Origin of the sequence: Tepidimonas alkaliphilus (assembly GCF_007556595.1) — a bacterium.
Lineage (GTDB): Bacteria > Pseudomonadota > Gammaproteobacteria > Burkholderiales > Burkholderiaceae_C > Tepidimonas > Tepidimonas alkaliphila.
Genome location: NZ_VJNB01000003.1, coordinates 126,110 through 146,872, shown reverse-complemented (window position 1 = coordinate 146,872; position 20,763 = coordinate 126,110). Strand labels below are relative to the sequence as shown.

Annotated in this window: 18 protein-coding genes; 4 read left to right on the top strand and 14 right to left on the bottom strand. The window is 69.3% G+C overall.

What is annotated here, in order from left to right:
• Window positions 1–4: 4 nt before the first annotated feature.
• Both Talka_RS04330 and aceE read right to left on the bottom strand, forming a co-directional pair.
• Window positions 5–1,399 carry a dihydrolipoyllysine-residue acetyltransferase gene (locus tag Talka_RS04330; RefSeq protein WP_143889887.1) on the bottom strand — a complete coding sequence of 465 codons (1,395 nt, stop codon included), beginning with the start codon at window positions 1,397–1,399 and terminating at the stop codon, window positions 5–7.
• Window positions 1,400–1,420: 21 nt separating this feature from the next.
• Window positions 1,421–4,138 carry a pyruvate dehydrogenase (acetyl-transferring), homodimeric type gene (gene aceE / locus Talka_RS04325; protein WP_143889886.1) on the bottom strand — a complete coding sequence of 906 codons (2,718 nt, stop codon included), beginning with the start codon at window positions 4,136–4,138 and terminating at the stop codon, window positions 1,421–1,423.
• Between the two features lie 179 nt (window positions 4,139–4,317).
• On the opposite strand from aceE, the gene Talka_RS04320 reads away from it, so the two are divergent.
• From Talka_RS04320 to Talka_RS04305, 4 genes are read left to right on the top strand one after another with little or no spacing between them, the layout of a single operon-like run.
• Window positions 4,318–6,870: a PAS domain-containing sensor histidine kinase gene (locus Talka_RS04320; protein ID WP_246100569.1), complete on the top strand. Its 2,553-nt coding sequence runs from the start codon at window positions 4,318–4,320 to the stop codon at window positions 6,868–6,870.
• 2 nt (window positions 6,871–6,872) lie between these two features.
• Complete coding sequence (locus tag Talka_RS04315; RefSeq protein ID WP_425472626.1) at window positions 6,873–7,502, top strand: response regulator transcription factor; 630 nt, start codon at window positions 6,873–6,875, stop codon at window positions 7,500–7,502.
• A 23-nt stretch (window positions 7,503–7,525) separates the two neighbouring features.
• On the top strand, window positions 7,526–8,443 hold the full coding sequence (gene folD, locus Talka_RS04310; protein WP_143889884.1) for a bifunctional methylenetetrahydrofolate dehydrogenase/methenyltetrahydrofolate cyclohydrolase FolD: 918 nt from the start codon (window positions 7,526–7,528) through the stop codon (window positions 8,441–8,443).
• 1 nt (window position 8,444) lies between these two features.
• Entirely contained in the window at window positions 8,445–8,708 is a 264-nt protein-coding gene (locus Talka_RS04305; RefSeq protein WP_143889883.1) for a virulence RhuM family protein, read from the top strand.
• A gap of 19 nt (window positions 8,709–8,727) precedes the next feature.
• Here the strand turns inward: Talka_RS04305 and Talka_RS04300 are convergent, their stop codons facing one another.
• From Talka_RS04300 to Talka_RS04245, 12 genes are all read right to left on the bottom strand, one after another.
• Window positions 8,728–9,177, bottom strand: coding sequence for a DUF4149 domain-containing protein (locus Talka_RS04300; protein ID WP_143889882.1), 450 nt, complete (start codon window positions 9,175–9,177; stop codon window positions 8,728–8,730).
• Between the two features lie 11 nt (window positions 9,178–9,188).
• A complete protein-coding gene (gene greA / locus Talka_RS04295; protein ID WP_143889881.1) occupies window positions 9,189–9,665 on the bottom strand; it encodes a transcription elongation factor GreA in 477 nt (158 codons plus the stop codon).
• A 146-nt stretch (window positions 9,666–9,811) separates the two neighbouring features.
• Window positions 9,812–13,078: a carbamoyl-phosphate synthase large subunit gene (gene carB / locus Talka_RS04290; RefSeq protein WP_143889880.1), complete on the bottom strand. Its 3,267-nt coding sequence runs from the start codon at window positions 13,076–13,078 to the stop codon at window positions 9,812–9,814.
• A 31-nt stretch (window positions 13,079–13,109) separates the two neighbouring features.
• Window positions 13,110–13,769 carry a leucine efflux protein LeuE gene (gene leuE / locus Talka_RS04285; RefSeq protein WP_143889879.1) on the bottom strand — a complete coding sequence of 220 codons (660 nt, stop codon included), beginning with the start codon at window positions 13,767–13,769 and terminating at the stop codon, window positions 13,110–13,112.
• A 48-nt stretch (window positions 13,770–13,817) separates the two neighbouring features.
• Window positions 13,818–14,993: a glutamine-hydrolyzing carbamoyl-phosphate synthase small subunit gene (gene carA / locus Talka_RS04280; RefSeq protein WP_246100568.1), complete on the bottom strand. Its 1,176-nt coding sequence runs from the start codon at window positions 14,991–14,993 to the stop codon at window positions 13,818–13,820.
• Between the two features lie 191 nt (window positions 14,994–15,184).
• A complete protein-coding gene (locus Talka_RS04275; RefSeq protein WP_143889877.1) occupies window positions 15,185–15,985 on the bottom strand; it encodes a TrmH family RNA methyltransferase in 801 nt (266 codons plus the stop codon).
• Window positions 15,982–16,650, bottom strand: a complete 669-nt coding sequence (gene rnhB / locus Talka_RS04270) for a ribonuclease HII (protein WP_143889876.1) — start codon at window positions 16,648–16,650, stop codon at window positions 15,982–15,984. Before rnhB ends, Talka_RS04275 begins: the two co-directional genes overlap by 4 nt.
• Window positions 16,647–17,843: a lipid-A-disaccharide synthase gene (gene lpxB, locus Talka_RS04265; protein WP_185970057.1), complete on the bottom strand. Its 1,197-nt coding sequence runs from the start codon at window positions 17,841–17,843 to the stop codon at window positions 16,647–16,649. The genes rnhB and lpxB overlap by 4 nt, the downstream gene beginning before the upstream one ends.
• Before the next feature lie 15 nt (window positions 17,844–17,858).
• The gene (gene lpxA / locus Talka_RS04260) at window positions 17,859–18,671 is read right to left on the bottom strand and encodes an acyl-ACP--UDP-N-acetylglucosamine O-acyltransferase (RefSeq protein WP_143889875.1); all 813 of its coding nucleotides are present in this window, start codon (window positions 18,669–18,671) and stop codon (window positions 17,859–17,861) included.
• A 17-nt stretch (window positions 18,672–18,688) separates the two neighbouring features.
• On the bottom strand, window positions 18,689–19,132 hold the full coding sequence (gene fabZ / locus Talka_RS04255; protein ID WP_143889874.1) for a 3-hydroxyacyl-ACP dehydratase FabZ: 444 nt from the start codon (window positions 19,130–19,132) through the stop codon (window positions 18,689–18,691).
• On the bottom strand, window positions 19,129–20,241 hold the full coding sequence (lpxD, locus tag Talka_RS04250) for a UDP-3-O-(3-hydroxymyristoyl)glucosamine N-acyltransferase (protein WP_143889873.1): 1,113 nt from the start codon (window positions 20,239–20,241) through the stop codon (window positions 19,129–19,131). The genes fabZ and lpxD overlap by 4 nt, the downstream gene beginning before the upstream one ends.
• 13 nt (window positions 20,242–20,254) lie before the next feature.
• Complete coding sequence (locus tag Talka_RS04245; protein ID WP_143889984.1) at window positions 20,255–20,749, bottom strand: OmpH/Skp family outer membrane protein; 495 nt, start codon at window positions 20,747–20,749, stop codon at window positions 20,255–20,257.
• Window positions 20,750–20,763: the final 14 nt, after the last annotated feature.

The window sequence follows — 20,763 nt, the reverse complement described above, 5'->3', positions numbered from 1 at the left end:
CCTTTCACAGCAGGATGCGGCGGAAGTCCGCCAGCAGCTGGCCGAGGTAGGCGTTGAAGCGGGCGGCGGCCGCGCCGTCGATCACGCGGTGGTCCCACGTCAGCGACAGCGGCAGCATCAGCCGCGGCACGAACGCCTTGCCGTCCCACACCGGCTCCCAGCGCGCCTTGCACACGCCCAGGATCGCCACCTCGGGCGCGTTGATGATCGGCGTGAAGTAGCGTCCGCCGATGCCGCCGAGGCTGGAGATGGTGAAGGTCGCCCCGCTCATGTCGGCGGGGCTGAGCTTGCCGTCGCGCGCCTTCCTGGCCAGCTCGGCGGTCTCGCGCGCGATCTGCAGCACGCCCTTGCGGTCGGCGTCCCGAATCACCGGCACCACCAGACCGTTGGGCGTATCGGCGGCAAAGCCGATGTGCCAGTAGCGCTTCAGGATCAGCGCCTCGCCGCCGCCTTCCACGTCCAGCGAGCTGTTGAATTCCGGAAACTTCTGCAGCGCCGCCACGCACGCCTTGATCAGGAAGGCCAGCATCGTGACCTTGACACCATCACGCTCGTGCTCCTTGTTGAGCTGCTGGCGAAACGCCTCCAGCTCGGTGACGTCGGCGTCGTCGTGGTTGGTCACCGCCGGGATCATCACCGCGTTGCGCGTCAGGTTGGCGCCGCTGATGCGCTTGATGCGCGGCAGCTCCTGGCGCTCGATCGGGCCGAACCTGGCAAAGTCCACCTTCGGCCACGGCAGCAGCCCCAGCGCCGCGCCGTCCCCGCCGGTGGCCGGGGCCGGGGCGCGCGCTTTCTGCGCCTCGGTCTGCTGCTCGCCGCGCATCACCGCGCGCGTGAACGCCTGCACGTCCTCGATCGTGATGCGGCCCTTCGGTCCGCTGCCTCGCACCTCCGCCAGCGGCACACCCAGCTCGCGCGCAAACTTGCGCACCGCCGGCGACGCGTGCGGCAGCCCCACCGGGGCGCGCGTCGGCTCGTGCGGCTCGTGCGGCTCGTGCGGCTCGACCGGCGCCGGCGCGGCGGGCGTCGCCGCGGGCGCGACCAATGGGGCCACGGGCGCCCCCACCGCCGGAGCCACCGCCGGAGCCACCGCTGGAGCCACCGCTGGAGCCACCGCCGGGGCTTGCGCCGGGCTGGCCGGCGCGGCGGCGGCCTCGTCCTCCGCCACATCCAGCAGCGCGATCACCGAGCCCTCCGACACCTTGTCGCCGAGCTTGACCTTGAGCTCCCGCACCACCCCCGCGTGGCTCGACGGAATCTCCATCGACGCCTTGTCGCTTTCCACCGTGATCAGCGACTGCTCCGCCTGCACCCGGTCCCCCGGCTGCACCAGCAGCTCGATCACCGCCACGTCCTTAAAGTCGCCGATGTCCGGCACCTTGATCTCGACCACTGCCATGTCGTGTCTCCTCGGCCGGACTCAGGCGAACAGCGGGTTGACCTTGTCGGCGTCGATGCCGTACTTGGCGATCGCCTCGGCCACGCGGCTCGCGGGCACGGCGCCCTCCTCCGCCAGCCCCTTGAGCGCCGCCACCGTGATGTAGTGCCGATCCACCTCAAAGTGGCGCCGCAGCCGCCAGCGGAAGTCGCTGCGACCAAAACCGTCGGTGCCCAGCACCTTGTAGGTGCGGCCCTTCGGCAGGAACGGCCGGATCTGCTCGGCGTAGGCTTTGACGTAGTCGGTGGAGGCCACCACCGGCCCCGGGTGCGCGGCCAATTGTTGTGCCACAAACGGCACGCGCGGCTCGGCGGTCGGGTGCAGCAGGTTCCAGCGCTCGCAGTCCTGCCCCTCGCGCGCCAGCTCGGTGAAGCTCGGGCAGCTCCAGACGTCGGCGGCCACGCCCCAGTCGCGCGCCAGCAGCGTCTGCGCCTCGATGGCCTCGCGCAGAATCGCCCCGCTGCCCAGCAGCTGCACGCGCAGCGGCAGCTCGGGGCCCTCCAGCAGCCGGTACATGCCGCGGATGATCTGCTCCTCGGTGCCGGGCTTGAGCCCCGGGTGGGCGTAGTTCTCGTTCAGCAGCGTGACGTAGAAGAACACGTTGTCCTGCTTTTCCACCATGCGCTTCAAGCCATGGTGCAGGATGACCGCCACCTCGTGCGCAAACGTCGGGTCGTAGCTGACGCAGTTGGGGATGGCGGCGGCGAACATGTGGCTGTGGCCGTCCTGGTGCTGCAGACCCTCGCCATTGAGCGTGGTGCGCCCCGAGGTGCCGCCGAGCAGGAAGCCGCGCGCCTGCATGTCGCCGGCGGCCCAGGCCAGGTCGCCGAAGCGCTGGAAGCCAAACATCGAGTAGTAGATGAAAAACGGGATCATGATGCGGTTGTTCGTCGAATACGACGTCGCCGCGGCGATCCACGAGCTCATGCCACCCGCCTCGTTGATGCCCTCCTGCAGGATCTGGCCGGCTTTGTCTTCCCGGTAATACATCACCTGATCTTTGTCCACCGGCGTGTAGAGCTGGCCCTTGGGGTTGTAGATGCCGATCTGGCGAAACAGCCCCTCCATACCGAAGGTGCGCGCCTCATCCACCAGGATCGGCACCACGCGCGGGCCCAGCGCCTTGTCGCGCAGCAGCTGCGTGAGGAACCGCACATACGCCTGCGTGGTGCTGATCTCGCGCCCGGCGGGCGTGGGCTCCAGCAGCGCCTGGAAGGTCTGCAGCGACGGCACGGTGAACTGCTCGTCGCTCTTGGTGCGCCGCTTGGGCAGGTAGCCGCCCAGCGCCTTGCGCCGCTCGTGCAGGTATTTCATTTCCGGCGTGTCGTCCGCCGGCTTGTAAAACGGAATCTTCGGCAGCTCGCTGTCGGGAATCGGGATGTTGAAGCGGTCGCGGAAGTAGCGGATATCCTCGTCGGTGAGCTTCTTGGTCTGGTGCGCGGTGTTCTTGCCCTCACCCGCGCGGCCCATGCCGTAGCCCTTGACCGTCTTGACCAGGATCACCGTCGGCTGGCCCTTGTGGTGGTAGGCGCGGTGAAACGCTGCATAGACCTTGTTGGCGTCGTGGCCGCCGCGGCGCAGCGCCCAGATGTCCTCGTCGCTCATCTTGGCCACCAGCTCCAGCGCCTTCGGGTGGCGGCCGAAGAAGTGCTTGCGCACGTAGGCGCCGTCGTTAGCCTTGAACGCCTGGTAGTCGCCATCGAGCGTCTCCATCATGATGCGGCGCAGCACGCCGTCCTTGTCGCGCGCCAGCAGCGGATCCCAGTTGCTGCCCCACAGCAGCTTGATGACGTTCCAGCCGGCGCCGCGGAAGTCGCCCTCCAGCTCCTGGATGATCTTGCCGTTGCCGCGCACCGGGCCGTCGAGGCGCTGCAGGTTGCAGTTGACGACGAAGATCAGGTTGTCCAGCCCCTCGCGCGCGGCCAGTCCAATGGCGCCCATGCTCTCCGGCTCATCCATCTCGCCGTCGCCGCAGAACACCCAGACCTTGCGCCGGCTGGTGTCGGCGATGCCGCGCGCGTGCAGGTACTTGAGGAAGCGCGCCTGGTAGATGCCCATGATCGGCCCCAGGCCCATGCTGACGGTCGGAAACTGCCAAAACTCCGGCATCAGCTTGGGGTGCGGGTAGCTGGACAGCCCCTTGCCCTCCACCTCCTGACGGAAGTTGAGCAGCTGCTCCTCGGTGATGCGCCCCTCCAGGAACGCGCGCGCGTAGATGCCCGGCGCGCTGTGGCCCTGGATGTAGATCAGGTCGCCGCCGTGCGTGCCGCCCTGGTCGGTGTCGTCGGCGTGCCAGAAATGGTTGAAGCCGCAAGCCAGCAGGTGCGCCAACGACTGAAACGAGCTGATGTGCCCGCCCAGCTCGCTGCCATCGGGCGACTCCAGCCGGTTGGCCTTGACGACCATCGCCATCGCGTTCCAGCGCATGTAGGCGCGCAGGCGGCCCTCCAGCTCCAGGTTGCCGGGGCTGTGTTCCTCCTCGTCCGGCTCGATGGTGTTGACGTAGCCGGTGGTGGCCGAGAACGGCAGGTCGATGCTGTGCTCGCGCGCCTCCTCCAGCAGCTGCTCCAGCAGGAAGTGCGCGCGCTCGGGCCCGGCGCGCTCGATGACGGCGTCCAGCGCATCGAGCCACTCGCGCGTCTCCTGCGGGTCGGCGTCCGGGGCGATCAGCGGGGATTGCAGCGGCGGGGTGTCGGACATGGCGGTGTCTCCTCTAGGGCGTTGAACGGCTTGGGGGCTGGGACCTGCGAAGCGCAGGCCACGGTCTGCAGGTGGGAGTGTCGCACAAAAAAACACTCTTTCAAACTACGATCTAGTTTTTCTCTATACGAAAAATAGGCCGCGCACCAAGCTCCGGGTTTGCCCTAAACTCCAGGCTCGTGATTCCGGCCCTGGCTCGTCTGACGTTGTCGCCCCGGTGGCCGCTGCAAACCTGGCGGCGCTGGTGGGCGCGCCTGCCTCCCCACCGGCAAGATTTGCTGGCCATGCTGGGGCCGCTGGTGTCGGTGTTGCTGTTTTTGACGGCCATCCTGACCGCGCTGGTTTATTTCACCCGTGAAGACCAAGCGCGCGAGCGTGAAACCGTGGTGCGCGACACCGAATACGCCCAGCAACGCCTGCGCTTGCGCTTGCTGGAGCGTCAAGAGCAAGTCATGCGCCTGGCGCGCGATCTGGCCAACCATGCGCTCGACGAAGCCACGTTTGTGGCGCAGGCTGAAAACCTTGTCTTGCAGCACTCCGAGCTGATGGCGTTGCACTGGGTCAACCCGTTTCGTGAGGTGGTCAGCGGCTTTACTTCGCCGGCGGCGCAGCCCTCTGCCGCGTGGCGCCACGGCCAGCGGCTGCCCGCCGACTTCGCGCAGGGCGCGTGGGAGCTGGCGCGCGACCTGCACCAGCCGGTGTATTCCCGCCCGCTGCGCCAAGGCGATGGCAGCTGGAGCCTACTGTTGTGGGTGCCGTTTGAACATCAACGCCGCTTTGGCGGGGCGGTGGTGGCCGAGCTGTCGCTGGAAAACCTGCTGCGCTACGGCGTGCCGCCGGAGGTGCTGGCGCGCTACGCGGTCACGCTGATCGATGAAAGCGGCGCCGTTTTGGCCGGCGAGGCGTTGACCCCAGGTCCGCGCAGTCCCTTAAGCCGTCTGCCTTGGGCCGCCCGACCGCAAAGCCATGCGCTGAGCTTGTCGCCCGTGGGCGCCAGCGTGCTGGTGCGGGTGGAGGGCCTGCGCGCGCAACGCGACCGCACCGCCGAGGCGTTGTTCTGGCTGGTGGGCGCCATGAGCGCGGCCACGCTGTGGATGCTGCTGGCCAACATGCGCCACACGCGGCGGCGGCTGCAAGCGCAGCGCGCCTTGCTGGCTGAAACCAATTTCCGGCGCGCCATGGAAAACTCCATGCTCACCGGCATGCGCGTGTTGGACCTGCAGGGTCGCATCACTTACGTCAACCGCGCCTTTTGCGACATGACCGGCTGGAGCGCCGAAGAGCTGATCGGCACCAGCGCCCCGTTTCCTTTCTGGCCCGAAGCCGATTACGACTACCTGATGGCGCGGCTGCAGGACGAAATCACTGGCCGCCACCCCCCAGGCGGCTTTGAAGCGCCGGTCAAGCGCAAAAACGGCAGCATCTTCTACGCGCGCATGTATGTTTCGCCGCTCATCGACGCGCAGGGGCGGCAAACGGGGTGGATGTCGTCGATGACCGACATCACCGAACCGCGCCGCATCCGCGAAGAATTGGCCGCCTCCTACCACCGTTTCGTCACGGTGCTGGACAGCCTGGATGAGGCCATTTCGGTGGCGCCGCTGCACAGCCAGGAGCTGCTGTTTGCCAACCGCATGTATCGCAACTGGTTTGGCGACGGCTTAGCCGGCCATGAGCGGCTGCTGGAGCTGTGCGCCGCGGTGCCAGTGCTGCCCGCGCAAGAGGTGCAGGATCATGTCGATCACCTGATGGGGCTGCCAGCCGACGCGCTGGTGGAGGCCATCGCCGAGCACGCGCAGATCCATGTGCCGGAGCTCGGCAAGTGGCTGGAGCTGCGCACGCGCTACCTGACGTGGGTGGACGGGCGGCTGGTGCAAATGCTGATCGCCACCGACATCACCGCGCGCCGCCAGGCCGAGGAGCAGGCCAAGCTGCAAGCCGAGCGCGCCGCCACCGCCAGCCGCCTGATCACGATGGGCGAGATGGCCTCCAGCGTCGCGCACGAACTCAACCAGCCGCTGACCGCCATCAGCAACTACGCCAGCGGCATGATCAGCCGGCTGCGCCAAGGGCGCATCGAAGCCGACGAGCTGCTGGGAGCGCTGGAAAAAACCGCCCGCCAGGCGCAACGCGCCGGCTCCATCATCCAGCGCATCCGGGCCTTCGTCAAAAAAAGCGAGCCGCACCCGACGCTGTCGGATGTCAGCCAAATGGTGGCCAATGCGACGGAGCTCGCCGACATTGAGCTGCGCCGCCATTTGGTGCGCCTTAACGTTTATCAGGCAGAACGGCTGCCGCCGCTGATGGTCGATCCGATTTTGATCGAGCAAGTTTTGATCAATTTGCTCAAAAACGCCGGCGAATCGATCCAGTGCGCCGGACGCCCGCCCGGCCAGCGCCTCGTTGAGCTCACCGTGACGCCGCGGCGCGTGGAGGGACGCGACGGCGTCGAATTCGTCGTGCGCGACAACGGCTGCGGCATCCCCCCTGAGCATCTGGAACGCATCTACGACGCGTTTTACAGCACCAAAGCCCAAGGCATGGGCATTGGCCTGAAGCTGTGCCGCTCCATCGTTGAATCCCACCATGGCCGGCTGTCGGCGCGCAACCTCTACAATGGCGCGCAGATCAGCGGCTGCGAATTTACGGTTTGGCTGCCCGCGGCGCGCGCCGCCGCGGATCGCCCCAGCCCAAACGGCGCTGAAGCTTCTGCTGACCCCATCCCAGGATGACCATGAACCCCAACGCCAAACGCGGAACCGTCTATGTCGTCGATGACGATGAGGCTGTGCGCGACTCGCTGCAATGGCTGCTTGAAGGCAAGGACTACCGGGTGCGCTGCTTTGAATCCGCCGAAGCCTTTTTGGCGCGTTACGACCCGCGTGAAGTCGCGTGCCTGATCGCCGACATTCGCATGGGCGGCATGAGCGGCATGGAGCTGCAAGATCGCTTGCGCGAGCGTCACTCGCCGCTGCCGATTTGCTTCATCACCGGCCACGGCGATGTGCCGATGGCCGTCGAGTCGATGAAAAAAGGCGCGGTGGACTTCATTCAAAAGCCATTCGATGAAGCGCAATTGCTGGCGCTGGTCGAGCGCATGCTGACTCTGGCCCAAGAAGCCTTTGCGGTGCATCAGCAGGCCGCCACCCGCGAGGCCCTGTTGGCCAAATTAACCGCGCGTGAATCTCAGGTGCTGGAACGCATCGTCGCCGGGCGGCTCAACAAACAAATCGCCGATGATCTGGGCATCAGCATCAAAACGGTGGAGGCGCACCGCGCCAACATCATGGAAAAGCTGGGCGCCAACACCGTAGCCGATTTGCTCAAAATCGCATTGGCGCCAATCCCGCCGTCCAAATTCTGAACGTTTTTCACTCGCTTTTTGTTATGACCGCCCAATTGATCGACGGCGCGGCGCTGGCGCGCCACTGGCGCCAACGCGTAGCTGAACGCGCCGCGGCGCTAGCCCAGCGCGGCCACCGGCCCGGCTTGGCCGTGATCCTGGTCGGGGACAACCCCGCCAGCCAGGTGTATGTCCGCAACAAGGTCAAAGCTTGCGGCGAAACCGGCATCCATTCGGTGCTGGAGACCTATCCCGCCAGCCTTGGTGAGGATGCGCTGCTGGCGCGCATCGCCGCGCTCAACGCCGACCCCGCCATCCACGGCATCCTGGTGCAGTTGCCGCTGCCGGCGCACCTCAACGCCCAGCGCGTCATCGAAGCGATCGCGCCGCAAAAGGACGTGGACGGCTTTCACGTCGCCAACGCCGGCGCGCTGCTGGTCGGCCAACCGGCGCTGCGGCCATGCACCCCGTTGGGCTGCATGAAGATGCTGGAGCACCTCGGCCGCACCGACCTGCGCGGCCAGCACGCCGTGGTGGTGGGCCGCAGCAACATCGTTGGCAAGCCGATGGCGCTGCTGCTGCTGCAGGCCGGCGCCACCGTGACGATCTGCCACAGCGGCACCGCGGATCTGGCCCGCCATACGCGCCAAGCCGACATCCTGGTGGCGGCGGTCGGCAAGCCGCGCATGATCGGCGCTGACATGGTCAAGCCTGGCGCCGTGGTGCTCGACGTCGGCATCAATCGCCTGCCCGACGGCAAGCTGTGCGGCGACGTGGACTTCGACGCCGTGCGCGAGGTGGCCGGCTGGATCACCCCGGTGCCCGGCGGCGTGGGGCCGATGACGATCGCGATGCTGCTGCTGAATACGGTCGAGGCGGCGGAGCGGGCCCGATCGTCTTGCGCCAGCATCGGCGCCATGGCGGACGGCCTTCCCGCAGCTCCTCCGCCTTCAATAGGCTGACATGACCGCTTCCTCCGACATCGTCACCTACGACGCCGGCGAAGCCCGCGTGGAGGTACGGCTCGACCGGGAGTCGGTCTGGCTTACGCAGGAGCAGATGGCCCTCCTTTTCGGCCGGGAGCGCTCGGTCATCACCAAACACATCCGTAACGTCTTCGCCGAGGATGAGCTGGAACGTGAGGCAGTATGTGCAAAATTTGCACATACATGCTGCTGCCGACTGGACGAACGATCGAGGCCAGCGGTTCGAGCACGACGCCACTGAGCGGCCGATGACGCTGGCGCTACCGCCCCCGCCCCGCCAGCCACCACAGGCTGCGCAACGCGCACAGCCACTGCAGCGCCACCAGCAGCGTGCCGAGGCCGTGCCACAGCGCAAGATTGCCGCCGGTCTGGCGGGCGGTGAGGATGCGCTGCGCGACGCCGAACTCCTGCACCAGGCCGGCGAGCGCCCCGAGCAGCAGCCACGGCAGCAGCGCCCAGCTGGCGTCCCCAGCCTGGCCGCGGCCGCGCTGCGCGCGCCCCCACAGCAGCAGCGCCAGGGCCGCGGCCACGCTCACCCACGACTGCACCTCGAACAGCCGTGCGGCCATGCCGCCGGCCACCGCCGGGTTGTTGAAGTGCGCAAACAGCAGCGGCACGGCGACGAAGCTCCACGCCGTCACCGCCCCCCACCACAGCGCCGCCACCAGCAGCGGCCAGCGCTGCGCCCAGGCTTGCCAGAAAGCCCGCACCGGCTGCGCCCTCACTCGTAGCGCACCGCCACGATCTCGTAGCGGCGCACGCCGTTGGGCGCCTGCACCTCGGCAACGTCGCCCTCTTCCTTGCCAATCAGCGCGCGCGCGATGGGGCTGGAGACGTTGATCAGCCCGAGCTTCAGGTCGGCCTCGTCCTCGCCGACGATCTGGTAGGTGACGGTCTCGCCGGTGGCCTCGTCCTGCAGCTCGACGGTGGCGCCAAACACCACTTTGCCACCGGCGTCGAGCTGCGCCGGGTCGATGATCTGGGCAGCGGCCAGCTTGCTTTCAATTTCTTTGATCCGCCCTTCGATGAAGCCTTGCCGATCTTTGGCGGCATCGTATTCGGCGTTTTCGCTCAAGTCGCCTTGCGCGCGCGCTTCGGCAATGGCTTGGATGACCGCCGGGCGTTCCACGGTCTTGAGGCGGTGCAGTTCCTCCTTGAGCTTTTCGGCACCGCGCTTGGTCAACGGGATGGTGGGCATGAGGGTTTGCGTCCTTGCAGCACAAAAGCAAACCGCCGAACGTTGCCGGTCGGCGGTCTTGGATCGGTTAGCCTGAATGATACCCGCAAAGCGCCCGATCGGGCACTGCGCGCCAACCCCAAGCTGGTTAGGCAGGCACGCGCGGCTCAGGCCAGCTGCGCATGCAGCTCCGCCAGCGCGTACACCGGCAGGTCGTCCATCACCTTCATGCCCTCCACCGCCGCCTCGGCGCCGAAGATCGTCGTGAAGGTGGTCACGCGGTGCGCCAGCGACGCCACGCGGATGTAGCGCGAGTCGGCGATCGCGTTGCGGCGCTCTTCCACCGTGTTGATGACCATGGCGATCTCGCCGTTCTTGATCATGTCCACGATGTTGGGGCGGCCCTCGGTGACCTTGTTGACCACCGCGCACGGGATGCCCGCGGCCTGGATCGCCGCGGCGGTGCCACGCGTGGCCACGAGCTCGAAGCCCATCGCCGCCAGGTCGCGCGCGATCGGCACCACGCGCGCCTTGTCGCCGGGCTTGACCGACAGGAAGATCCTGCGCACCGCGTCGGTGGGCCGCGGCAGACGGACGCCCGCGCCGAGCTGGCTCTTGACGAACGCCTCGCCGAACGTGCGGCCCACGCCCATCACCTCGCCGGTGGACTTCATCTCCGGCCCCAGGATGGTGTCCACGCCCGGGAACTTGACGAACGGGAACACCGCCTCCTTCACGCTGAAATAGGGTGGCGTGACCTCGCGCGTGACGCCCTGCTGCGCCAGCGTCCTGCCCGCCATGCAGCGCGCCGCCACCTTGGCGAGTGGAATGCCGGTGGCCTTCGAGACGAACGGCACGGTGCGGCTGGCGCGCGGGTTGACCTCCAGCACGTAGATCACGTCGCGCTTGGCGCCGCCCTCCTCCACTTCTTGAATGGCGAACTGCACGTTCATCAGGCCGACGACCTGCAGCGCCTCAGCCAGCGCGGCGGTCTGGCGCTTGATCTCGGCCACCGTGGCCGCCGACAGGTAGTACGGCGGCAGCGAGCAGGCCGAGTCGCCGGAGTGCACGCCCGCCTGCTCGATGTGCTCCATCACGCCGCCGATCAGCACCTGGCCGCTGGCGTCGCGGATGCAGTCCACGTCGCACTCGATGGCATCGTTGAGAAAACGGTCCAGCAGCACCGGCGAGTCGTTGCTGACCTTGACCGCCTCGCGCATGTAGCGCTCCAGATCGCGCGGCTCGTGCACGATCTCCATCGCGCGCCCGCCCAGCACGTAGCTCGGCCGCACCACGAGCGGATAGCCGAGCTCGGCGGCTTTCTCCATCGCCTCGGTCTCGGTGCGCGCAGTGGCGTTGGGCGGCTGCTTCAGGCCCAGCCGGTGCAGCATCTGCTGGAAGCGCTCGCGATCCTCGGCAGCGTCGATCATGTCGGGCGTCGTGCCGATGATCGGCACACCGGCGCGCTCCAGCCCCAGCGCCAGCTTCAGTGGCGTCTGCCCGCCGTACTGCACGATGACGCCCTCGGGCTTCTCCACCGCGACGATCTCCAGCACGTCCTCCAGCGTCAGCGGCTCGAAGTAGAGCCGGTCGCTGGTGTCGTAGTCGGTGGAGACGGTCTCCGGGTTGCAGTTGACCATGATGGTCTCGAAGCCGTCCTCGCGCAAGGCGAGCGCCGCGTGCACGCAGCAGTAGTCGAACTCGATGCCCTGGCCGATGCGGTTGGGGCCGCCGCCGAGCACGATGATCTTGCGCCGATCGCTCGGCGCGGCCTCGCACTCCTGCTCGTAGGTGGAGTAGAGGTAGGCGGTGTGGCTGGCGAACTCCGCCGCGCAGGTGTCCACGCGCTTGTAAACAGGGCGGATGCCCAGGGCATGGCGGCGCGCCCGCACCGCCTCTTCGGTGCTGGCCAACAGCTTGGCCAGCCGCCGGTCTGAGAAGCCCTTGCGCTTGAGCGTGCGCAGCGTGGCGGCATCCAGCGCCTCCAGCGCCCGCGCACCGTGCTGCGCCGTGTGGGCGTCCAGCGCCAGCTCGATCTGCACGATTTCCTGAATCTGGGCCAAAAACCACTTGTCGATCTTGGTGAGCTGATGCACCTCCTCCAGCGTCCAGCCGGCGGCGAAGGCGTCGCCCACATACCAAATGCGCTCCGGCCCCGGCTCGCCAAGCTCGCGCTCCAGCGTCTCGCGGTCCTGGGTCTTTTCGTTCATCCCATCGACGCCGACCTCCAGCCCGCGCAGCGCCTTCTGGAAGCTTTCCTGGAAGGTGCGGCCAATGGCCATCACCTCGCCGACCGACTTCATCTGCGTCGTCAGGCGGTCGTTGGCCTGCGGGAACTTCTCGAACGCAAAGCGCGGGATCTTGGTGACGACGTAGTCGATGGTCGGCTCGAACGACGCGGGCGTGGCCCCGCCGGTGATGTCGTTCCTCAGCTCATCGAGCGTGTAGCCCACCGCGAGCTTGGCCGCCACCTTGGCGATCGGGAATCCCGTGGCCTTGGACGCCAGGGCCGAGGAGCGGCTCACGCGCGGGTTCATCTCGATGACGATCATGCGCCCGTCGGCTGGGTTGATGGCGAACTGCACGTTGGAGCCGCCGGTGTCCACGCCGATCTCGCGCAGCACGGCAATCGACGCATCGCGCATGCGCTGGTATTCCTTGTCGGTCAGCGTCTGCGCCGGCGCCACGGTGATGGAGTCGCCGGTGTGCACGCCCATCGGGTCGAGGTTTTCGATCGAGCAGACGATGATGCAGTTGTCGGCCCTGTCGCGCACCACCTCCATCTCGAACTCTTTCCAGCCGACCAGCGACTCCTCGATCAGCAGCTCCGAGGTCGGCGAGGCCTCCAGCCCCCGCTTGCAGATGGTCTCGAACTCCTCCGGGTTGTAGGCGATGCCGCCGCCGGTGCCGCCCAGCGTGAAGCTAGGCCGGATCACGCACGGAAAGCCCACCGTGCGCTGCACCGCCCACGCCTCCTCCAGGCTGTGCGCGATGCCGGAGCGGGCCGACTCCAGCCCGATGCGCGTCATCGCCTCCTTGAACTTCTGGCGGTCCTCGGCCTTGTCGATGGCCTCCGGGCGCGCGCCGATCAGCTCGCAGCCGTAGCGCTCCAGCACGCCGTGGCGCCACAGGTCCAGCGCGCAGTTCAGCGCGGTCTGGCCGCCCATGGTCGGCAGGATGGCGTCCGGGCGCTCCTTGGCGATGATTTTCTCGACCGTCGGCCAGGTGATCGGCTCGATATAGACCGCGTCCGCCGTGGCGGGGTCGGTCATGATGGTGGCCGGGTTGCTGTTGATCAGGATGACGCGGTAGCCCTCCTCGCGCAGCGCCTTGCACGCCTGCACGCCGGAGTAGTCGAACTCGCACGCCTGGCCGATGACGATCGGGCCGGCGCCGATGATGAGGATGCTGCGAAGGTCTTGACGCTTGGGCATGGTGTCGAAAGGGTCGGTGGGCCGACGGCGGTCACGGGGCGCTGGCGCGCGCCAGCCGCAGGCCGAAGCCGATGAACAGGGCGCCGACGGCGGCGTTGAGCGCGGCGGCCAGATGACGCTGCGCGCGGAACGCCTGCGCCAGCCGGTCGCCGGCGAAGATGAGGGCGCTTAAGTAGAGCGCGCTACAGACCTGCACGATCGCGCCCAGCGCCACGAAGCTCAGCGCCGGCCACGGATAGGCAGGGTCCACGAACTGCACGAAAAACGAGATGAAGAAAAAGATCGCCTTGGGGTTGAGCAGGCTGATCGACAGCGCGCGGCGAAACGGCCGCCCGCCACCCGCCGCAGCCGGCGGCGGCGCCTCAGCCTCGAGTCGCTGCGGGGCCCCGCGGCGCCAGCCGCGCCACGCCGCGCGCAGCAGGTTCAGCCCAATCCAGCCGAGATAAGCCGCGCCGGCGTACTTGACGGCCATGAACAGCCACGGGTGGGCCGCCAGCACCGAGGCCAGCCCCGCCGCCGACAGCGCCATCAGGATCGTGTCACCGACGAAGACGCCGCAGGCGGCCTGGTAGCCGCGCAGCACGCCCTCGCGCGACGCCACCGACAGCACATACATGGAGTTGGGCCCCGGCAGCAGCACGATGACGATCGTGCCGACGATGAAGGTGGTCAGGTCGGTGATACCCAGCATGGTCGGTTGGCGTGTGGCGCGCGGCTGGTTCGTCGGCGGATGCGCGGCTCAGACTGCGCGCGCCTGCTCCATCAGGCCGACGAAGCGGTCGAACAGGTAGCCGATGTCGTGCGGGCCGGGGCTGGCCTCCGGGTGGCCCTGGAAGCCAAACGCCGGCCGGTCGGTGCGCGCGATGCCCTGCAGCGTGCCGTCGAACAGGCTCACGTGCGTGGCGCGCAGCGTCGCCGGCAGGCTCGCCTCGTCCACCGCAAAGCCGTGGTTCTGGCTGGTGATGCTGACGCGCCCGGTATCCAGATCCTTGACCGGGTGGTTGGCGCCGTGGTGGCCGAACTTCATCTTGAAGGTGCGCGCGCCGCTGGCCAGCGCCATGATCTGATGCCCGAGGCAGATGCCAAACGTCGGCACGCCGCGCTCGATGACGGTGGCCGCCGCCGCGATCGCGTAGTCGCACGGCTCGGGATCGCCAGGGCCGTTGGAGAGGAACACGCCGTCCGGACGCAGCGCCAGCGCGTCCGCCGCCGGGGTGCGCGCTGGCACCACGGTGACGCGGCAGCCGCGCTCGGCCAGCATGCGCAGGATGTTGCGCTTGACGCCAAAGTCGTAAGCGACGACATGGAAGCGTGGCTGCGCCAAGCGCCCGTAGCCGCGCGAGCCATCCTCGCGCTTGAGCCGCCACTCGGTCTCGGTCCACTCGTACGGCTGCGCGGTGGTGACGGTCTGCGCCAGATCCAGTCCGGCCATGCTGGGGGCGGCGAGCGCGGCGGCCACGGCCTCGGCGCGCACGGCGTCGGTGAGCGCCTCGCCCTCGCGCAGCGCGACGATGGCGCCGTTTTGCGCGCCGTGCTCGCGCAGGCGGCGCGTCAGCGCGCGCGTGTCCAGCCCCGCGATGGCAACGACGCCCTCGCGGCGCAGGTATTCGCCCAGGGACTGCTCGGCGCGGAAGTTGGAATGGAGCGGGGGCAGGTCCTTGATGATCAGGCCGGCAGCCTGGATGGCGCCGGATTCGACGTCCTCGCCGTTGACGCCGACGTTGCCGATGTGCGGGTACGTCAGCGTCACGAGCTGCTGGCGGTAGCTCGGGTCGGTGAGGATTTCCTGATAGCCGGTGATGGCGGTGTTGAAGACCACCTCGCCGGTGGTGCGACCGGGCGCGCCGATCGACACCCCTTCAAAGACCGTGCCGTCTGCAAGCGCGAGGATGGCGGGTGCGGGGACGGAAAACACGGTGCGGGACTCCAGGTTGGCGGTGCCGCCAGCCCACCGCCGGGCCCACCGACCGCATCCGTCGGAGGGACGCGCGCGGAACCGGCCACGGCGGCAGCGGGCGGTCTGGATAAACTTTTCGATTATAGCGACCACCCCCGATTGGTTTTGCATCGCAGCATGGACGGCGGTGAGCCGGCACGCCGGGTGGGTCAGCCGGCTCCGGCTCGCTGCACCGCGCTGGCGTGCAGACAGATCGCCGCCGCGGCGGCGACGTTGAGCGACTCCTCGCCGCCCGGTTGGGCGATGCGCAGCGTGCGCGCGGCGCGCGCCCGCAGCGCCGGCTGCACGCCCTGACCCTCATGCCCGAACACCCACGCGCACGGCCACGGCAGGCGGGCGCGGTGCAGCCACTCGCCCTGGTGCGAGCTGGTGGCCAGCAGCGGCACGCGCAGGCCGGCCAGGTCGTCCGGCGCCAGCCCCTCCGACAGGCGCAGGCCGAAGTGCGCCCCCATGCCGGCGCGCAGCACCTTCGGCGACCACAGCGCCGCGGTGCCGCGCAGCGCCAGCACCTGCGCGAAGCCGAACGCCGCCGCGCTGCGCAGGATCGAGCCGACGTTGCCGGGATCCTGCACGCGGTCCAGCACCACCGTCGGCGCCTCGGGCTCGGGGACGGCAGCGGGCGGCAGCGGCCACAGCGCCGCCAACGCTGCGGGGGAAGCGAGTTGCGTGAGCGCCGCCATCAGCGCCGGCGTCAGCCGCCACCGCGGCACGGCGTCGGCCCCGAGGCCGGCGGCGGCGCGCATCTCGTGCCACAGCGGCTCGGCCTGCGGCGTCAGCACCACCGCCTGCGGCCGGCCGCCGCGCGCCAGCAGCGCGCGCAGCAGGTGGTCGCCCTCGATCCAGACCAGCCCGTCGCGCCGGTAGGCCGCGGCATCCTCCACCAGCCGGCGCAGCCGCTTGAAGCGCGGGTTGTCGCGCGAGGCGATCGGCGCCTCGTCGCCGCGGGTCATCGGCGTCCTCCCTCTAAGGCTGCGGCCAGCGCGCGGGCCACCGGCGCGAAGCTGCGCCGGTGCGCCGGCGTCGGCCCGAGCCGGCTCAACGCCTGCAGGTGCTGCGCGGTGCCGTAGCCGCGGTGGCGGTCGAAGCCGTAGTCGGGGTACTCGCGGTGCAGCGCGTCCATCAGGCGGTCGCGCGTGACCTTGGCGACGATCGAGGCGGCGGCGATCGCCGCCACCGTCGCGTCGCCGCCCACCACCGCCTCCGCCGGCACCGGTAGCGCCGGCAGGCGGTTGCCGTCCACCCGCACCCGGGTTGGCCGCAGGCTCAGGGCCGCCACCGCGCGCTGCATCGCCAGGAGCGTCGCCTGCAGGATGTTGAGGCGGTCGATCTCCTCCACGCTGGCCAGCCCCACCGCCACGGCCCGGGCGCGGGCGTGGATGGCGTCGAACAGCCGCTCGCGCCGCGCGGGGCTGAGCGCCTTGGAATCGGCCACGCCGTCGATCGGAGCGCCTGGGTCGAGGATGACCGCGGCGGCCACCACCGGCCCGGCCAGCGGCCCGCGCCCGGCTTCGTCCACCCCGGCCACGAGCCCGCCATCGTCCCAGTCGAGCGCCAGCTGGGCGGCGTGGCCGGCGTTCGACCGCGCGGGGCGGCGGCGCGGACGGTCGGCCCTCATGCCGCCCTCCCGCGCTCCAGCAGCGGCGCGATCGCCTGCGCCGCCAGCGACGCGGTGTCGCGCCGCAGCTCGGCGTGCAGCGCCTCGAAGCGCGCCACCAGGCGCTCGCGCCGCGCGTGCGCTTGCGCGTCGTCGGCCAGCCACGCCAGCGTCGCCTCGGCCAGCGCCGCGGGGGTGGCCGCGTCCTGCAGCAGCTCCGGCACGACGAACTCGCCGCACAGGATGTTGGGCAGCCCGACCCAAGGCTGGCGCATCTTGCGCCGCGTCAGCCACCACGACAGCGGGTGCATGTGGTAGGCGATCACCATCGGGCGCTTGAACAGCGCCGTCTCCAGCGTCGCCGTGCCGCTGGCCACGAGCGCCGCGTCGCAGGCAGCCAGCGCCGTGTGCGACTGCCCGCGCAGCACGGTGATGGCCGCGGCGTGGGGGCTCGCGGCCACCTGGGCGCGGATGAGCCCCTCCAGCGCCGGCACGGCCGGCAGCACGAAGCGCAGCCCCGGCCGCTCGGCGCGCAGGATCGCCACCGCGGCGAGAAAGCGCGGCAGCAGATGGTCGATCTCGGCGCGGCGGCTGCCGGGCAGCAGCGCCACCAGCGGCTGCGCGTCGTCGATACCGAGCGACGCGCGCGCGCCGGCGCGGTCCGGCCGCGGCGGGATGACGCCGGCCAGCGGGTGGCCGACGTAGGTGGCGGCGATCCCGTGCGGGGCCAGCAGCGCCGGCTCGAACGGGAAGATGCACAGCACGTGGTCGCAGGCGCGGCGGATCAGCTCGACGCGCTCCGGCCGCCACGCCCAGATGGCCGGGGCGACGAAGTGCACCGTCGGAATCCCCGCCGCGCGCAGGTCGGCCTCCAGCGTCAGGTTGAAGTCCGGCGCATCGACGCCGACGAACAGCGCCGGGCGCTCGGCCAGCAGCCGCGCGCGCAGGCGGCGGCGGATGGCGACGATCTCGCGGTAGTGGCGCAGCACCTCGACGTAGCCGCGCACCGCCAGCTTCTCAGTCGGCCACCAGACCTCGAACCCCTGCGCCTGCAGCGCCGGCCCGCCGATGCCGGCGGCCTGCAGCCCGGGCCAGCGCGCGCGCAGCCCCTGCAGCAGCTGTGCCGCCAGCAGGTCGCCCGACGCTTCGCCGGCCACCAGCGCCAGCCGTGGCGCGGCGGCGCCCGTGGCCGCATCCCGAGACGGGTGGCTCATTTCACCCAGCTGCCGTCAAGCCTCGCCACGGCGCGCGCGCACGATGCCGCGCTGCGCATCGACGCCGGCCAGAAAGTCGCGCATCAGCGCCACGTCTGCCGCGGCTTCGGGGTGCGTCCGCGCCAGCGCTTCGATGCGCTCGATCGCCTGCGCGAGCGTCAGCCCCTCTCGGTAGAGCGCCTTGTGCATCGCCTTGACCGCGGCGATGCGCTGGGCGGAAAAGCCGCGTCGGCGCAGCCCCTCGAAGTTCATCGAGCGCGCCTGCGCCGGCTGGCCCTGCGCCATCACGAACGGCGGCACGTCCGCAAACAGCAGCGCGCACATGGCCGTCATCGCGTGCGCGCCGATGCGCACGAACTGGTGCACGACCGTGAATCCCCCCAGAATCGCCCAGTCCCCGACCTGCACGTGACCCGCCAGCTGCGCGTTGTTGGCAAAGATCGTGTGGCTGCCGACCACGCAGTCGTGCGCCAGGTGGGTGTAGGCCATCATCCAGTTGTCGTCGCCCAGGCGCGTCACGCCCCCGCCCTGCACCGTGCCGACGTGGTAGGTGCTGTATTCGCGGATGGTGTTGCGATCACCGATGACGAGCTGGCACGGTTCGCCGCGGTATTTCTTGTCCTGGTTCGGCAGGCCGAGGCTGACGAACGGGTAGATGCGGTTGTCGCGCCCGATCGTCGTGTGGCCGTCGAGCACGCAGTGCGCGCCCACCGTGGTGCCGGCGGCGATGCGCACGTGCGGGCCGACGACGGTGTAGGGGCCGATCTCGACGTCGGCGTCGAGCTCGGCCTTCGGATCGACCAGCGCGGTCGGATGGATGCGGGCCATCGCGGGCTTGGTCGGCTTCAGCCGGCGATGCGGCGCATCGTGCACATCAGCTCGGCCTCGCAGGCCACCTCGTCGCCGACGCGCGCCACGCCCTTGAATTTGAAGATGCCGGCCTTCATGCGCTCCAGCGTCACGTCCATCACGAGCTGGTCGCCCGGCTCCACCGGGCGCTTGAAGCGCGCGCCGTCGATGCCGGCGAAGTAGTACACCGTCTGCTCGTCCGGCGTCACCTCCAGCGTGGCAAACGCCAGCAGCGCCGCCGTCTGCGCCAGCGCCTCCAGCATCAGCACGCCCGGAAACACCGGCCGGTGCGGAAAGTGCCCGGTGAACACCGGCTCGTTGATCGTGACGTTCTTCAGCGCCCGGATCGAGGCGCCCTTGTGCAGCGCCAGCACCCGGTCCACCAGCAGGATCGGGTAGCGGTGCGGCAGTTGCTTGAGAATCTGGTGGATATCCATCATGGGGTCGTGCGTCGTTCCAGGGCCTTGAGGCGCTCGCGCAGCGCATGCAGCTGGCGCAGCGTCGCGGCGTTTTTCTCCCAGGCGCGATTGTCGTCGATCGGAAAGATGCCGCTGTAGTGCCCAGGCTGCAGGATCGAGCGCATCACCACCGACGCCGCCGAGATGTGCACATGGTCCGCGAGTTCCAGGTGGCCGAGCACGATGGCCCCGCCACCCAGCGTGCAGAACGCCCCGATGCGCGCCGAGCCGGCGATGCCGACGCAGCCGGCCATCGCGGTGTGGCGGCCCACGTGCACGTTGTGGCCGATCTGGATCAGGTTGTCGAGCTTGACGCCGTCCTCCAGCACCGTGTCGCCGAGCGCGCCGCGGTCGATGCAGCAGTTGGCGCCGATCTCCACGTCGTCGCCGATGCGCACGGCGCCAAGCTGCTCGATCTTCTCCCAGCGCTTGCCCTCCCCATCGGGCAGCGGCACCGGCGCAAAGCCAAAGCCGTCGGCGCCGATGACCGTGCCGCCGTGCACGAGGCCGCGCGCGCCGATGCGGCAGTCGTAGCCGAGCACGACGTGAGGCCCCAGCCGCGTACCGGCGCCGACGTGTGCGCGCACCTGCACCACCACGTGCGCGCCGAGCTCCGCGCCCTCTTCCACCACCGCGCCGTCTTCCACCACCGCAAACGGCCCGAGCCGCGCCGTCGGGTGCACGCGTGCGCCCGGCGCCACCCAGGCGGTGGGGTGCACCCCGACGGGCGCCGGGCGCGGCTGCACGTGCGCACGCCACCAGCGCGTCAGCGCGGCAAACGTGGCGTACGGATCGGCAACGACCCACGCGGCCCAGCCGCCCGGCGGCGGGTCGGGACGCTGCAATGCCGCATCCGCCAACGTCGGCGCGACGATCACGACGCCGGCACGGCTCGCTTGCAGCTGCGCCAGGTAGCGCGGATGCGCCACAAAGGAAAGGCTGTCGGGGTCGGCCTCCACCAGCGGAGCCAGGCGCCACACCCGGCGCACGTCCGCGCCACGCAGCTCACCCCCAAGCGCGGCGACCAGTTCGGCAAGCAGAACCCCTGTCGCCGAAGCTTGGCGATCGCGGCCACCGTTGGGCAGCACCATCGGCCAGCGCGTCTCAGCGCGCGTTGTTAAGACCCTGGATCACCTTGTCGGTGATGTCGTGCTTCGGCGCGATGTAAACAGCCTCCTGCAGGATCAGGTCGAACTTCTCGCTTTCCGCGATTTGTCGAATGACGCGATTGGCGCGCTCGATGACCTGCTGCAGCTCTTCGTTGCGGCGCTGGGCTAAGTCTTCTTGAAACTCGCGACGGCGGCGCTGAAAATCGCGCTCCAGCTCGGCAATTTGCCGTTGCCGCGCGGCGCGCTGACTTTCCGACAACGTTGGAGCTTCTTTTTCGAATTTTTCCGTCGCCTGCCGAAGCTGGTTGCCGAGATTTTCGATTTCCCGCTCGCGCCGTCCGAACTCCTGCTCCAGGCGCGCTTGCGCCGCTTTGGCAGCGTTGGAGTCGCGCAAGATCCGCTCGGTGCTGACAAAGCCGATCTTAAATTCTTGCGCCCAGGCCGACACCGTAAGAGCAGCCAGCGCCAACACCGCCCACTTGCGAATCATTTGTTTCACTGCCT

What these genes read in the sequence shown, in the direction of transcription:
- Talka_RS04330 (WP_143889887.1), bottom strand. Translation starts at nt 1,399, where the DNA reads ATGGCAGTGGTCGAGATCAAGGTGCCGGACATCGGCGACTTTAAGGAC.
- aceE (WP_143889886.1), bottom strand. Translation starts at nt 4,138, where the DNA reads ATGTCCGACACCCCGCCGCTGCAATCCCCGCTGATCGCCCCGGACGCC.
- Talka_RS04315 (WP_425472626.1), top strand. Translation starts at nt 6,873, where the DNA reads ATGAACCCCAACGCCAAACGCGGAACCGTCTATGTCGTCGATGACGAT.
- folD (WP_143889884.1), top strand. Translation starts at nt 7,526, where the DNA reads ATGACCGCCCAATTGATCGACGGCGCGGCGCTGGCGCGCCACTGGCGC.
- Talka_RS04305 (WP_143889883.1), top strand. Translation starts at nt 8,445, where the DNA reads ATGACCGCTTCCTCCGACATCGTCACCTACGACGCCGGCGAAGCCCGC.
- greA (WP_143889881.1), bottom strand. Translation starts at nt 9,665, where the DNA reads ATGCCCACCATCCCGTTGACCAAGCGCGGTGCCGAAAAGCTCAAGGAG.
- carB (WP_143889880.1), bottom strand. Translation starts at nt 13,078, where the DNA reads ATGCCCAAGCGTCAAGACCTTCGCAGCATCCTCATCATCGGCGCCGGC.
- leuE (WP_143889879.1), bottom strand. Translation starts at nt 13,769, where the DNA reads ATGCTGGGTATCACCGACCTGACCACCTTCATCGTCGGCACGATCGTC.
- Talka_RS04275 (WP_143889877.1), bottom strand. Translation starts at nt 15,985, where the DNA reads ATGACCCGCGGCGACGAGGCGCCGATCGCCTCGCGCGACAACCCGCGC.
- rnhB (WP_143889876.1), bottom strand. Translation starts at nt 16,650, where the DNA reads ATGAGGGCCGACCGTCCGCGCCGCCGCCCCGCGCGGTCGAACGCCGGC.
- lpxB (WP_185970057.1), bottom strand. Translation starts at nt 17,843, where the DNA reads ATGAGCCACCCGTCTCGGGATGCGGCCACGGGCGCCGCCGCGCCACGG.
- lpxA (WP_143889875.1), bottom strand. Translation starts at nt 18,671, where the DNA reads ATGGCCCGCATCCATCCGACCGCGCTGGTCGATCCGAAGGCCGAGCTC.
- fabZ (WP_143889874.1), bottom strand. Translation starts at nt 19,132, where the DNA reads ATGATGGATATCCACCAGATTCTCAAGCAACTGCCGCACCGCTACCCG.
- lpxD (WP_143889873.1), bottom strand. Translation starts at nt 20,241, where the DNA reads ATGGTGCTGCCCAACGGTGGCCGCGATCGCCAAGCTTCGGCGACAGGG.
- Talka_RS04245 (WP_143889984.1), bottom strand. Translation starts at nt 20,749, where the DNA reads ATGATTCGCAAGTGGGCGGTGTTGGCGCTGGCTGCTCTTACGGTGTCG.